This is a genomic window from Flavobacterium sp. CG_9.1 (genome assembly GCF_015751645.1).
Taxonomy (GTDB): Bacteria; Bacteroidota; Bacteroidia; order Flavobacteriales; family Flavobacteriaceae; genus Flavobacterium; species Flavobacterium xanthum.
Map to the genome: position 1 here is coordinate 1 of NZ_JADOVC010000009.1, position 14101 is coordinate 14101.

Sequence of the window (14101 nt, forward strand, 5' to 3'; positions counted from 1 at the left end):
CTTCTGATCTAAAGTCCATTTCTTGTATTTCATGTTTCAAATATATAAGTTTGAAATTTAAAATAACACTCCGAACTTATCGGGGGCTAAAATAGGTACTGCGTTCCAGTATCCATATTTTTAAAAATGAGACAATCCTTTTTAGTTTTAATCTGTTACTGTATGAATTAGCGGGAATGTACCATAGATCCTCTTGGAATATACCAATAAAACATACAAAAAAGGAAAAACTAGTTATGCAATTTATTACCATTTTAGAAATGAATTGCAGAAAACAACATAGTGTAAAATTCTATGCGGATACTTTACTGGTCACGACAGACCATCTTAGCAAAACTGTCAAACAAGTTACCGAAAAAACTGCAAAGCAGCATATAGAGCAAGCCATAATCTTAGAAGCTAAAATTTTGCTTCACTATAACCATTTAACTATTTTGGATATTTCAGAAGAATTGCAATTCAGTAATTCTTCTTTTTTTAGTACTTTTTTTAAAAGGCATACTTCCCTGTCCCCTTCTGAATATCGTTCAAAATTAAATTTCCATTGAATACTATAAAATACATGTTTTGATCGGATAAGAATTGTTCTATAAGTATTGATTTAGAGTACTGTCGATCTACGATCGAGAGAAAGATTTACTAAGTAAAAGTAAAAAAAACATGACTCAAACCTATCTTTTAGAGTGGCTGGATTCGGTGGTGACATCGACTCTTAATCCGAGAAAAAATGATGATGTTCAAATTACGTCAGTTCAGTCAAAAATGATTATTGAAAAAGCTACCCAAGAAACACAATTGATCCAGTCACAAATTACAATTCAGGTTTTTTCGCTTACCAAGGAGAAACAGATTAAAATTTTAGTTGGAAATTATTACTCTTCATTGCTATTCCTTTTAGATAAAATCAGAGAAATAAATAATCGCAACGATTTTGATGGAGATAATCTAAAAGAGGTTATAACAACTTTAATTTCTTGTTTGGATGAATTAATAATCTTTGTAGAGTCAAGATTTGCAAATTATTTAGGTGCTCCCTCTCAAATTATTCAAAGCAAGACCAATAATCTCTCTACAATAGATTCCCCTTCCGGTAAAGTTTTATGTAAACTTTCGACCGATCAAACAGCCCTAATACTAAGGGCTTCCGATGAATTAAAAATTCTTATTTCAAAATCAATGAATCATTTATTTAAAACAATTGTTCCTTTTTTATCCACTCCAAATAAAGTAGATCTTTCTTATAATGCTATGCGGAGCAAAGCATACGTTGCTGAAGAAAGGGATAAGGAAATAGCAATTGAAACATTGGAACGCATGATTAAACAGATTAAAGAATATTAACTAAATACTAATAATTTAAAATTTAAAAACATGAAAAAGCTACCCTACATTTTGACAGTGGTGATTCTGATGATAACAGGCTGCCAACCTAAAACGCTAGATGAGAAATTGGCTACTGCCCTTATTATAGAAAAAAACCATTATCCTACTATTATAGACCATGATGTTTTCTGTAATGATCCTGCACACGCTTACACCATTTTTAAATCCGGATTGATAGAAAAGGGACTTGTAAAAGTGCTTCAAAGCAAGAAACTTGGCGACACTACCTCTTTCGTGAGTTTTACCGCTGCAGCAAAACCTTACTTACTGCCTACACCTAAAGCTGATAAAATATATAAAATTCAACGTGTAAAAGTAGCAGATGAAGAGTTTGGAGCAATTAAAGAAATCAGGATTATGAGTTCCGGTAATAAGGCAATTGTGGCTTACAATACTATTCGTAAAAAGAATGTTTTTGCTGCTGCTGCTGCTGCTGCTGCTGTTAAAAATGGTTTGCGAGACACACTGAATTATGAAGTGTATTTTATACGAACCGATGATGGCTGGCGGCTAATGGATAAAAAGTCGGAAATTGAATTTTTATCATTTTAGAATAGCAATAACTATCCTAAAATAATTTATTTCATCATCAAATAGCCTCCATTGTGGAGGCTATTTGATTTTTTCTACATTTTTTTTTATTTTTTTTCCTTGATTTTACTGAGGGTACAACTGGGTACAACTGGGGTACAACATAAAGTTGTACTTGTAGCAGTTTGTTGTCTATCGTTTCTTTGCCCTGTAATGATGAAGGTCCGGATTTGGAAAACTTTCCATTAAACGGATCGCAAAGAACTAATGTAGAACGATAAAATGAAGAAAGTATGTTTACAAACATTTCATGGGGCAATTACATAGTTGTAGTTGTTCTGCTATTGGCAAGTTGGTATTTATTTGTTGGATTGCGATTTTATTTTGATGACATCAAAGAAATCGTGACAGGAAAGCGGAAACTTCAATTCCACAGATTAGGAAAAACAAATTACCAAGAACCTCAATCTGAATTAAACTATCAGAATTCACCTGAAGTGACTTCAACCCAATCTTCATTTGGAGAGTTTGATACTACTTTTCAAGACGTAGATAGTCTGGTAGAACGATTGAAAAACGTTGTCGCAGATGCTGCCAAAAGAAAATTTCATAAACAGGAATTTCTGGACTACATCAAATCAATTCTTAGTGAGTATACATCTGTAAAAGATTCTCCATTTCGTTCCTCAGTAAGCGAGCTGATTGTCTCAGAATGTGACAAACTCGAATCCATCACTTTAACTCAGACAGAGGCGGAAGGATTGTGGGATGAAAAAGACTAAAACAAGATAGCGAAGGAAATGCCCCTGTCCGTCCCTACGCGGTATGGCTTATGTAACAGGAAAGTGGAATTGCGACAGTGGCAACCCCTTCGTTTTTTTATCTAAATATTTGAACTTTAAAATAATGTGTCATGAAAAAGTGCAACTGGAATTTTAAAATATTTACCCAACAAATGATTGCTATCACTACTATCGTCCTTCTATTGCTGGCATTTAATTATCAGACCTACGCCCAAGACGGACTAGCAGGGATTAATGAGGCCAACCAACAGGTACGAAGTTATTTCGATGCCGGCACGGAATTAATGTATGCTATTGGCGCGCTATTGGCTTTAATAGGGGCTGTCAAGGTATATCAAAAATGGAATGCAGGCGACCCTGATACCGGTAAAGTTGCTGCAGCATGGTTTGGCAGTTGTGTTTTTCTGGTTGTAGTTGCCACTGTAATTAAATCCTTCTTTGGAATTTAAAACAAATCGCTATGGAAAATATACTCAAAGAGAAGCTATGGTTCTATATCATTCATAACAATCCCGATCTGATGTTTACGCTACAGGAAGAGTACAATGTATTGGGTTATCTCAATGAAAAAGTAAATGGTGTAAAATCCATATTGGAAGATATGTTATCAGAAGGTACGCCCCAATATATCATAGAAGAAATTTGCCTCAATGTACTTACCGAAGATCTGAAGCCTTCCCGATTTATATATATCCGCTCCCTATTGGCTGAGGAGTTTGAGAAAACCTATACCACTTTTCATGAATCAGGCATCCTTACTTATGAGGTAATCAACCTTACGGAAAGCTGTAAGGAAGTTTTTGAAACTATTGGTTTTACAAATGAAAATGAAGAAGATCCTACTTTGAGGAATGCCCTTATTGGTCAGATTGCTGACTATCTCAGTTGAGCTATTTATGGAATTGCACAGTATGAAAATAAGTAATTATGACTTACAATCTATCCCAAAAACTAAGTACTAATATCAAGGCGATTACTATTGCCAAGCAATGGCAGCAGGGTGACGTTCTTGCTGAAGAAGCTATAGCAACACTACAGACATATACTGGTTTTGGGGGTATCAAGGCTGTGTTATATCCATATGGCACTACCGAAGACTGGTTAAAGTCCGGAGCAACTAAAGAAGACCTGAAGCTGCATCCAGAGATGATGCGCCTACATGAATTGTTGCAGGAACGCTACTCTGAAAAGGAATACAATACGGTTGTTTCATCGCTTCGCAATAGTGTACTTACTGCCTTTTACACACCGGAAATTGTTCCCAGAACATTGTACAATACTTTAAAAGGACAAGGCATTGCTCCTAAAAGATTATATGAACCATCGGCGGGTTCAGGGATTTTTATCACAGAAGCAGAAAAAGTATTCCCGAAGTTGGAACAAATTACCGCTGTTGAAAAAGACAAGCTTAGCGGACTAGTGCTTTCGGCATTAAACAGTACTCTGGTAACAAACACTACCACGCATATTACAGGATTGGAGGAAACCCCAACAAATGATAATGGCAGCTATGATCTTGTGGTCAGCAATATTCCTTTTGGCAATTTTTCTGTTTATGACCAGGCTTATCCTGATAAAGCAATTTCAGGGAAAATCCACAATTATTTTTTTGCAAAAGGACTGGAGAAACTAGCCGATGGCGGATTGATGGCGTATATCACTACGGATGGTTTTTTGAATAGTTCTTCGAATCAGAGTGTACGTGAATACCTTTTTCAAAATGCAGATTTTGTGAGTCTGGCTGTTATGCCTGATAATTTGATGAAGGAAACAGGTAATACGGAAGCTCCTAATCATTTGCTTATTGTGCAAAAAAACGAGCACAAGGAAACGTTATCTGATAATGAAACTGACCTGTTGCAAACTGTTGGTATGGAAAACGAGTTTGGAAAATACAGTATTAATAAATACCTGTACCATCGACCGGAACTACTAATTGGTAATGAAGTACAAGCTGGTAAAAACCAATATGGACAAGCACATCAAAGGGTATGGCAAAGTGGCGATATCAATTCAATTGAAGACAGGCTTGCCCAAACAATCACTGATGGATTAAAAGAGAATTTTAACAAGGATCGCTTTGAACAGTCTCAACAAACAAGTATTGTTAAACAGCTCGAAGTACTAGGACAAAAATTCACTTATATCCCAATGCCTGAAAGCAAAGCAAGTGGTATCTCTGTTCAGCTAGGATTGTTTGACACGGTGTCGACGGAGAATATCAATCGTGCGATGGACTATATTAATCCATTGGATGAAACGGTAGTTGACAAAAAAACAGCAAGAATGTTAAGTACCATACGCACAACAGATAATCCTTCTCATGAAAATGTCGTGCTTATTACCGCAAAACAGAACAAGACTAATCGATACCTGTACAAGTTATATTCTAATGTAAAAGAGATAGATGGCTTTTCAGCTAACTGGATGAATGGCGGATTATTACCTCATGAATTATTGGCTTTATCCAATACGCTACAGCAATATGACCATGCTTATATTTATGAAGGAGATAAAACTCTTGAGTCAGCCTTTAACCTTGAAAGACAGCTTTATGAAGAAGTTACCGCCTTCAAATCCTTCTATAAAGAAGGAACACTGGTTCGGCTCGGAGAAGCAATAGGAACGATCAATGATATAAATAACGAACATAAACAGGCTTTTTTCCAGCCATTACTATCGCAAGGGAATCTGAAATTTTACGATTCCTATATTGTTATTAGGGATAATTACTTGGAACTGTTTGAAAAAGAACAATCAGATGAAGCCGCCAGTGATGAAGTGCGAAAAAATCTGGACGTGCATTACACAAAATTTGTTTCTCACTATGGCATTCTTAACAGTGCTGAGAATCGCAGATTAATTATGCAGGATTCGGCTTTTGGCTTCACGATACTTTCTTCACTGGAACGCAAGGAGGGCGAACGGTATGTGAAGTCGGATATTTTAAGCGAATCCATAGTAAAACAACAGGACCGGTATTTTACTGATGATCCAACCGAAGCACTTGCCCGAAGCCTGAATGAAAAAGGAAATGTAGATCTGGGATTTATAACCGCTGCAACTGGACTTGAAGAAAGCGAGGCCATAGAAAGCCTCAACCATCATATTTATCTAAACCCTATCCGTCAGGATTGGGAGACTTCAGACCTGTATCTAAGTGGTAATGTTGTGGAAAAGTTGCAACAGGCTAAACAGGCGGTACAGCAATATCCTGAAAATATTCAATATTATAAAGGAATGCAGGCACTGGAAAAGGTACAGCCAGAGCGCATACCTTTTGAATTACTTGACTTTAACCTTGGTGAACGATGGATACCTATCAATTACTATGAGAATTTTGCCAGGCAATTGTTTGAACAGTCAACTGAAATTAATTACTTCCCATCACTGGATACCTTTAAAGTCAGTACGGGGCATAATACCAAAATTGACAGGGAATTTGCAGTAACGCCCAAAAGTGGAAGAACAACCTACGGCTATACGATATTGGAACATGCGCTGGAAAACACCACTCCATTTTTCACCTATGAAGTAGACGGACCTGGAGGTAAACCAATACGGCTACCCGACAATGAAGCCATACAATTGGCACATCAAAAAATTGAGAACATCCGTAATGGTTTTATAGAATGGCTACAGGAATTGCTAGAAAGCGATAAGAAAAAATTGGAAAACCTGTATAACGAAACGTTCAATTGTTATGTGCTACGGGAGTATGATGGAAGCCATTTAAGTTTTCCAGCTCTGGATAAAAAAGCTCTTGAAATTGAGGATTTGTATAGTTCGCAGAAAAACGCTACATGGCGTATCATTCAGAACCGAGGTGCATTAATTGACCATGAGGTAGGACTAGGTAAAACACTTACCATGATTGTTGCAGCCAATGAAATGAAGCGATTGGGAATTATACACAAACCAGCGATACTGGCGCTTCATGCAAACGTTGACCAAATTGCATCAACCTATCGTAAAGCCTATCCTAATGCCCGAATTTTAGCTCTTGGTGAAAATGATTTTACGCCAGCCAAAAGAGTAAGGCTATTCCATGAAATAAAAAACAACAATTGGGATTGCATCATTTTGACACACGACCAGTTTGGAAAAATACCGCAATCACCGGAAATCCAAAAAGAGATATTGCAAAATGAATTGGATAATGTGGAACGTGATTTGGATACTGCAAAAGATTTGGGTGGAGATATATCCAAAAAGATACTAAAGGGGCTTGAGATACGGAAAAATAATCTGGATGGAAAGCTGAAAGGTATATTAAAGGATATTGAGGAAAAGAAAGACAACGGTATCAACTTTAGGGAAATGGGTATTGACCATTTGTTTGTGGATGAATCGCACAAGTTCAAGAATCTGACCTTTACGACCCGTCATGACCGTGTAGCAGGCATTGGAAATATCCAAGGAAGTCAAAAAGCGCTTAATATGCTGTTTGCTGTCCGTTCGCTTCAGGAAAAATTTGATTCGGATTTGTGTGTAACCTTTCTTTCTGGTACACCTATTTCAAACAGCTTAACGGAGATGTATTTACTTTTTAAATACCTGCGTCCAAAGGAAATGGAACGCCAACATATTGAAAACTTTGACGGATGGGCATCTGTTTTTGCAAGGAAAACAACGGATTTTGAATTTTCGGTCACCAATGAAATTATTGCCAAAGAACGTTTCCGTCATTTTATTAAAGTACCAGAACTGGCATTGTTCTATAATGAGATTACTGATTATAAAACAGCAAGACATATTGATTTGGACAAACCGGAAATAGATGAGCGACTTGTCAATATCAGCCCGACACCAGAACAAAGCGAGTTCATTACACAGTTGATGCAGTTTGCAAAGACGGGAGACGCGACACTTATTGGAAGAGCCCCCCTTACTAGAGAGGAAGATAGAGGAAGGATGCTAATAGCCACTAATTATGCTAAAAAGATGGCTGCCGATATGCGCCTGATAGATGAAGGGTATAGTGATCATCCCGACAATAAAGTCAATACCTGCGCTCGAAATGTGGCTGAAATTTATAATGCTTCAACCCAACATAAAGGGACTCAGATTGTCTTTTCGGATATCGGAACACCCAAGCCAGACGCATTCAATATGTATGATGCCCTTAAAGAAAAACTGGTGACGGACTTTAATATCACCGCTAATGAAATTACCTATATCCACGACTGGACGGATAAAAAGAAAGCGCAACTGTTTTCCAAAATGAATACAGGCGAAATACGAATTCTTTTGGGGAGTACAGAAAAAGCGGGTACAGGACTAAATGTACAAAAACGTGTTGTGGCCATGCATCATTTGGATATTCCGTGGAGGCCATCGGATTTAGGGCAACGTAATGGACGGGGTGGCAGACAAGGCAATGAGGTTGCCAAACAACATTACGATAACAAAGTAAAGAATTTTATATATGCCACAGAACAATCACTAGACAATTACAAGTTCAATCTTTTGAAAAACAAACAGACTTTTATCAGTCAGATGAAAAACTGTGAACTTAATGTCAGGTCAATTGATGAAGGTTCAATGGATGAGAAGAGCGGAATGAATTTTTCGGAATATATAGCAGTATTATCGGGAGATACTTCCTTGTTGGAAAAATCAAAATTGGAAAAGAAAGTAGCCGTGATGGAAAGTCTCAAAAAAGCACATTATAAGGAAATTTCAAGAATGAAGCATCAGGTTGAATATCTATTGGAAGAGAAAATGGTTACTGCCAAAACATTGGATAAGCTCACTGTGGACGAAGGTTTTTACAAAAAGAGCCTGAAGTATGAAAGTGATGGCACAAAGGCAAATCCCATACAGCTGCATAATTTTAAAGCGCAAGATTCCGAAAGTATCGGTAAGCAGGTTATTGATCTCTATAAAAATTGGAAACCTCCAGATGGAGAAAGCGAAACGAAACAAATTGGTAAGCTCTATAATTTTGGACTGTATATAAAAAGGGAACGCGAGGCCTATCAGAATGATGGGCTGTACCAATACCGATACTCTAATAGCTTTTATGCACAGCGTTTGGAGGAAGGCATTAAATATAGTCTCAATGGAGGAACTCCTAATGTGGACAATCCAAAATTGGCGGCTCGTCATTTCTTAAGTGCCATTGACAGAGTCGAGCATCTCAGGGAAAAGTATCAAAAGACCTTGAATGATATTGAAGAGCAGTTGCCAAAATTACAGCAATTAACTGCAAAACCCTTTAGCAAGGAGCATGAGTTGCAACAGATGAAAAATGAACTCTCCAGCCTCGAAAGGGAAATAGCCTTAAAAATTCAGGAGAATCAATTAAAGCAAGATAATCCAGAAGATACCAGTATGAATGGAGAAACAGTAGAATCTAATGAAGTACCGATAATTCAATTAGCTGTTAAGAATGGAGAGGAGCATATAGAAAAATCAAACCGTTTTTCAACCTCCGAAAGTAATAGTGACAAATGGCAACAACAATCCTATGCAGGGATGAGAAAAAATAGCAGAATGAAATTTTAAAATAACAACATGGTAAATAGTGTATATCAAATCAACAAAGGAATTAACCAAAGTATAGAATTCAAGGGGTTGAAGGCACAGTACATATGGTATTTGGGAGGGGGTTTTGTAGTTCTTATGATTCTGTTTGCCGCAATGTACATAGTAGGCCTGCCGTCATTTGTTTGCGTAGGAATTATTGGGATTTCAGGTGCGCTATTGGTTTTGTATATATACCGCATGAGTCATAAATACGGAGAACATGGTATGATGAAAGCTTTGGCTAAACGACAGGTTCCAAAAGCAATCAGAGTTCAAAGCAGGAAAATTTTCAAAATGGAAAAATAGCATTTGGTTAAAATTAATGACAGGCAAATAAAAATGAAGATGGAAAGGATGATAGAAGATATTTTACCGATTATGGATGTGGAGCACGACTGTATCCTGTCCAAACAAGGAGATGTGACCGTAGTATTCAAGGCCGAACTACCTGAGATATTTACCTTATCGGATCAGGAATACGAAGGGTTCCATCAGGCATGGCTTAAAGCTATAAAGTTACTGCCAAAGTTCAGCGTGTTCCATAAACAGGACTGGTTTATTGACAGCAAGTTTCAAGCGGATTTTATAAGTGAAGACAATAGTTTCCTTACCCGCAGCAGTGAGCTTTTTTTTAACGAGCGTCCTTTTCTGGATCATTCGTGTTACATTTTCCTGACAAAGAAACCGCAAGGAAGAAAAACATCTAGTTCTTTGTTTTCTAATTTACTGCGAACCTCCATAGTTCCTGAAGAAACATTAAAAGCACAATTGCGCCAGGAATTTATTGACAGTACTGGACAATTTGCACGAATCTTAGAAGACAGTGGTTTTGTAAAACTGACACGTCTTGGTAATGATGAACTCCGCAGTCACAGTAGAAAAATTGGAATTATAGAGCGGTACTGCTTTCTTTCTGAAAAGGAAAATTCGTTTGTTTTTAAAGATATAGCTTTCAATGATGGTCTGCAGGTTGGCGACAAGCATTGTCAAATTTATACATTAGGTGATGCTGCCGATTTACCTGCATTATGTGGGTCTAGAATTAACTATGACCGATATTCTACTGATAAGACCAAGTTCAGTATTGGTTTTGCTTCAACGCTGGGTCAATTGCTTTCCTGCAACCACATTTACAACCAGTATATTTTTATAGAGGATTTCCAAAAAACGTTGCAGAAACTGGAAAGCAAAAGATTGCGATTACAGTCCTTATCCGCGTATAGCAGAGAAAATCTGATTGCACGTGATGCCACTAATGATTTTCTTAATGAGGCTATTAGCCAGCAACGGTTACCTGTCAAGGCACATTTTAATGTATTGGTCTGGACTGACGATAAAGAGGAACTGAAAGACCTGAAGAACAAAGTTTCTTCTGCACTGGCGCAGATGGATGCAGCCGCTAAACAGGAAACTATTGGAGCTGCACAGATTTTCTGGGCGGGTATTCCAGGAAACTCGGCAGACTTTCCAATGAATGACACCTTTGATACGTTCGCAGAACAAGCCACCTGCTTTCTGAATTTAGAAACGGGTTATCGTTCTTCCCTTAGTCCCATTGGAATCCGACTGGGAGACCGCTTGACGGGAAAACCAGTTCATGTGGACATCAGCGACGAGCCTGTGAAAAACGGAATCTGTACGAATCGAAACAAATTTATACTGGGTCCTTCAGGGAGCGGAAAATCCTTTTTCACCAATCATATGGTCAGAAGCTACTACGAGCAGGGAACCCATATTGTTTTGGTAGATGTGGGACACAGCTATAAAGGATTGTGCGATATGGTGGGTGGTTATTATTTTACTTATGATGAAAAAAATCCAATACGATTCAACCCGTTCTACATTAGCGAAGGGGATAATTTGGATACAGAGAAAAAAGAAAGTATCAAAACATTGCTTTTGGCTTTATGGAAAAAGGACAATGAAACATTCAACAGAAGTGAATATGTGGCATTATCCAATGCGTTGCAACTCTACTATGAAAAGCTCGATGCCAATCCCAATTTGTTTCCTTGCTTCAATACTTTTTACGATTTCCTGAAAGGCGATTTTGTGATAATATTGGAAGGAGACAAGGTTAAGGAAAAGGATTTTGATGTGAATAATTTTCTTTACGTATTGCGCCCTTACTATCAGGGAGGTGAATTTGATTACCTCTTGAATGCAACCGAAAATCTAGAACTATTAAAAGAACGCTTTATCGTTTTTGAGTTGGATAATATCAAGGATCATCCAATTCTCTTTCCGGTTGTGACCATTATCATCATGGAAGTCTTCATTAGTAAGATGCGAAAGCTTAAAGGTGTCCGTAAAATGATTCTTATTGAAGAAGCCTGGAAAGCCATTGCCAAAGAAGGTATGGCAGAATATATAAAGTATTTATTTAAGACAGTCAGAAAATTTTTTGGAGAGGCTATTGTAGTAACTCAAGAAGTGGAAGATATCATTTCATCCCCTGTAGTGAAGCAGGCCATCATCAATAACAGTGATTGCAAAATATTGCTAGATCAGAGTAAGTACCAAAATAAATTTGAGCAAATCCAGGAACTGCTGGGACTTACAGAAAAGGAAAAAGCACTGGTGCTTTCGGTAAACAAAGCCAATGATCCTGATAAAAAATACAAGGAAGTATTTATTTCTTTGGGTGGAATACAATCTAAAGTATACCGCACCGAAGTATCCCTTGAAGAATACCTCACCTACACCACCGAAGAAACTGAAAAAGTAAAAGTGCAAGCTTACGCTAAAAAATTTGATGGCGACATCAAAAAAGGAATAGCGGCACTGGCTAATGATTTGCGGGCGCAGGCTTGAGGATGAAATTTGAATAACATCGCAGAATAAATAAGAAACGCACACTAAAATACATAATTATGAAAGCAAAGAAAAAAATGATGGTTTGCCTGCTGTGCCTGTTACTCCTAAGCACTCCTGCAAGACCGGCAGCAACCGTTGCGGCTTTTCCAATAATTGGATTGATTAAAGAGGCAGTAAAGAAAGTCATATTAGCAATTGATCTGCGGATTCAAAGGCTGCAAAACAAAACGATATGGTTGCAGAATGCCCAAAAGAAATTAGAAAATACGCTCTCCAAATTAAAACTGGATGAGATATCAAATTGGACCCAGAAGCAAAAAGACTTATACAAAAATTACTATGATGAACTGATGAAGGTCAAATCCATCATTACCTATTACCAGCGCATCAGGGACATCACCCAAAAACAGGTACGTCTTGTACATGAGTACGAAAGGGCTTGGGGCCTATTTCAGCAAGACAATCATTTTAATGTGGACGAATTGGTCTATATGCAAAAAGTATACTCAGGCATATTGAATGAAAGCATGAAAAATATTGACCAGATCTTTTTAATCCTTGATTCATTTACCACACAGATGAGCGATGCCAAAAGACTTGAAATCATTAATATCGCAGCTGATCATATTGACGCCAACTACGATGATCTTATGTTGTTCAATAGGCAAAATGTACTCTTAAGCTTGCAGAGAGCGAAAACAAAAAATGACGTGGATGCTGTTAAGAAATTTTATGGGATTCCAGTACTAAAACCCTAAAGTTATGAAAAAAATAGTTCTATTCCTGCTCTTTTCAGGATTCTTAAATGGAAGCATTTATGCACAAGCAAAACAAAGAGAAGTACTCCTGAAACAAATTGCCGCCCTTCAAATCTATATAGGCTATGCCCAAAAAGGCTATTCCGTTACTAAAAAAGGACTCAATACCATAGGAGATTTCAAACGTGGCGAATTTAATCTTCACACTGATTATTTCAATTCGCTCAAAACAGTTAACCCGAAAATAAAAAAGTATGCAAGGGTTGCTGAAATTATATCCCTTCAGGTAAAGATTATAAAAAGTTACGGTACCATTTACGGACAAATCCAACAAGATGATTTATTCCACGGGGATGAAGTGGATTATATCAAACGGGTATTCTATCGCCTAATTGAAAATTGTGACGACAATTTAGAGGAACTCATCACTATTGTAACCGACGGACAGCTGGAAATGAAAGATGATGAGCGAATGAAACGAATTGATGTATTGTATCAGAATATGCTGGAAAACTACACTTTTTGTGAGAGTTTCAGCAATCAAACCAGATTGAAGTCCTTGTCAAGGGCTAAGGATACTAGAGAGGTAAAAACTAGCCGTGCCTTGCGTGGCATTAATACTGATTTACCATGAAAAAAATAGTAATTACAGGAATTCTGCTTGTCGGTTTATTGTTGCCGACCAAGATTACCGCCCAAGCACAGGAAATGCAGCAATTGATTTTGAACATAGAAAAGCTTGCCCAATTCAGGCAGATCCTCAAGGATATGAAAAAGGGCTATGAAATTCTTAATGGTGGTTATAATACGGTGAAAAAATTATCTCAGGGAAATTTTAACCTTCATGAAACATTCCTTGATGCGCTCATGCAGGTAAGTCCAACGATTCGAAATTACAGACGTGTTGGTGATATCGTCAACTATCAGGTGCTTTTGGTAAAGGAATACAAGGCTGCGTTTAACCGTTTCAAAAACAGTGGAAATTTCAATCCCGATGAGATTGCCTATCTCGAAAGGGTGTACAATAATCTTTTTAAGCAGAGCCTTAGAAATATTGACGAGCTCACCACTGTCATTACTGCTAACAAAATGCGAATGTCCGATGATGAACGACTGGTAGCTATTGACAAAATTTATGCTGATATGCAGGATAAGCTTTTGTTTCTGCGAAGCTTCAACAACAACACTTCAGTACTGGCGATACAACGTGCAAAAGAGCGTAATGATGTGAATGCAATGCGTAGCATCTACAAGGTAAATAACTAAAAACTAACTAAC

At 37.5% G+C, this 14101-nt stretch carries 12 protein-coding genes; all 12 read left to right on the forward strand.

What is annotated here, in order from left to right:
* Positions 1–260 precede the first annotated feature (260 nt).
* The 12 genes from IWX83_RS17440 to IWX83_RS06560 all read left to right on the forward strand — a co-directional run bounded on the left by IWX83_RS17440 (position 261) and on the right by IWX83_RS06560 (position 14089).
* Positions 261–548: a helix-turn-helix domain-containing protein gene (locus IWX83_RS17440; RefSeq protein WP_370568393.1), complete on the forward strand. Its 288-nt coding sequence runs from the start codon at positions 261–263 to the stop codon at positions 546–548.
* Positions 549–660: 112 nt separating this feature from the next.
* Positions 661–1341 (forward strand): hypothetical protein, encoded by a 681-nt coding sequence (locus IWX83_RS06510; RefSeq protein WP_196828481.1) that lies wholly within the window; start codon positions 661–663, stop codon positions 1339–1341.
* Positions 1342–1371: 30 nt separating this feature from the next.
* Positions 1372–1935, forward strand: a complete 564-nt coding sequence (locus IWX83_RS06515) for a hypothetical protein (RefSeq protein WP_196828483.1) — start codon at positions 1372–1374, stop codon at positions 1933–1935.
* 272 nt (positions 1936–2207) lie between these two features.
* On the forward strand, positions 2208–2696 hold the full coding sequence (locus IWX83_RS06520) for a hypothetical protein (RefSeq protein ID WP_196828485.1): 489 nt from the start codon (positions 2208–2210) through the stop codon (positions 2694–2696).
* Positions 2697–2827: 131 nt separating this feature from the next.
* Positions 2828–3166, forward strand: a complete 339-nt coding sequence (locus IWX83_RS06525; protein ID WP_196828487.1) for a DUF4134 domain-containing protein — start codon at positions 2828–2830, stop codon at positions 3164–3166.
* A gap of 11 nt (positions 3167–3177) precedes the next feature.
* Positions 3178–3606 (forward strand): DUF1896 family protein, encoded by a 429-nt coding sequence (locus IWX83_RS06530; RefSeq protein WP_196828489.1) that lies wholly within the window; start codon positions 3178–3180, stop codon positions 3604–3606.
* 38 nt (positions 3607–3644) lie between these two features.
* Positions 3645–9227, forward strand: coding sequence for a helicase-related protein (locus IWX83_RS06535; RefSeq protein WP_196828491.1), 5583 nt, complete (start codon positions 3645–3647; stop codon positions 9225–9227).
* 9 nt (positions 9228–9236) lie between these two features.
* Positions 9237–9554: a DUF4133 domain-containing protein gene (locus IWX83_RS06540; RefSeq protein WP_196828493.1), complete on the forward strand. Its 318-nt coding sequence runs from the start codon at positions 9237–9239 to the stop codon at positions 9552–9554.
* 39 nt (positions 9555–9593) lie between these two features.
* Positions 9594–12062, forward strand: a complete 2469-nt coding sequence (locus IWX83_RS06545) for a TraG family conjugative transposon ATPase (RefSeq protein ID WP_196828495.1) — start codon at positions 9594–9596, stop codon at positions 12060–12062.
* A 59-nt stretch (positions 12063–12121) separates the two neighbouring features.
* The gene (locus IWX83_RS06550; RefSeq protein WP_196828497.1) at positions 12122–12823 is read left to right on the forward strand and encodes a conjugal transfer protein TraI; all 702 of its coding nucleotides are present in this window, start codon (positions 12122–12124) and stop codon (positions 12821–12823) included.
* Positions 12824–12827: 4 nt separating this feature from the next.
* Positions 12828–13457 (forward strand): hypothetical protein, encoded by a 630-nt coding sequence (locus tag IWX83_RS06555; RefSeq protein ID WP_196828498.1) that lies wholly within the window; start codon positions 12828–12830, stop codon positions 13455–13457.
* Complete coding sequence (locus IWX83_RS06560) at positions 13454–14089, forward strand: TerB family tellurite resistance protein (RefSeq protein WP_196828500.1); 636 nt, start codon at positions 13454–13456, stop codon at positions 14087–14089. The genes IWX83_RS06555 and IWX83_RS06560 overlap by 4 nt, the downstream gene beginning before the upstream one ends.
* Positions 14090–14101 lie beyond the last annotated feature (12 nt).

Bases quoted from the DNA above. Each gene is read 5' to 3' on its own strand.
- IWX83_RS06525 (WP_196828487.1), top strand. From the start codon at position 2,828: ATGAAAAAGTGCAACTGGAATTTTAAAATATTTACCCAACAAATGATT.
- IWX83_RS06535 (WP_196828491.1), top strand. From the start codon at position 3,645: ATGACTTACAATCTATCCCAAAAACTAAGTACTAATATCAAGGCGATT.
- IWX83_RS06540 (WP_196828493.1), top strand. From the start codon at position 9,237: ATGGTAAATAGTGTATATCAAATCAACAAAGGAATTAACCAAAGTATA.
- IWX83_RS06555 (WP_196828498.1), top strand. From the start codon at position 12,828: ATGAAAAAAATAGTTCTATTCCTGCTCTTTTCAGGATTCTTAAATGGA.
- IWX83_RS17440 (WP_370568393.1), top strand. From the start codon at position 261: ATGAATTGCAGAAAACAACATAGTGTAAAATTCTATGCGGATACTTTA.
- IWX83_RS06545 (WP_196828495.1), top strand. From the start codon at position 9,594: ATGGAAAGGATGATAGAAGATATTTTACCGATTATGGATGTGGAGCAC.
- IWX83_RS06530 (WP_196828489.1), top strand. From the start codon at position 3,178: ATGGAAAATATACTCAAAGAGAAGCTATGGTTCTATATCATTCATAAC.
- IWX83_RS06550 (WP_196828497.1), top strand. From the start codon at position 12,122: ATGAAAGCAAAGAAAAAAATGATGGTTTGCCTGCTGTGCCTGTTACTC.
- IWX83_RS06510 (WP_196828481.1), top strand. From the start codon at position 661: ATGACTCAAACCTATCTTTTAGAGTGGCTGGATTCGGTGGTGACATCG.
- IWX83_RS06520 (WP_196828485.1), top strand. From the start codon at position 2,208: ATGTTTACAAACATTTCATGGGGCAATTACATAGTTGTAGTTGTTCTG.
- IWX83_RS06560 (WP_196828500.1), top strand. From the start codon at position 13,454: ATGAAAAAAATAGTAATTACAGGAATTCTGCTTGTCGGTTTATTGTTG.
- IWX83_RS06515 (WP_196828483.1), top strand. From the start codon at position 1,372: ATGAAAAAGCTACCCTACATTTTGACAGTGGTGATTCTGATGATAACA.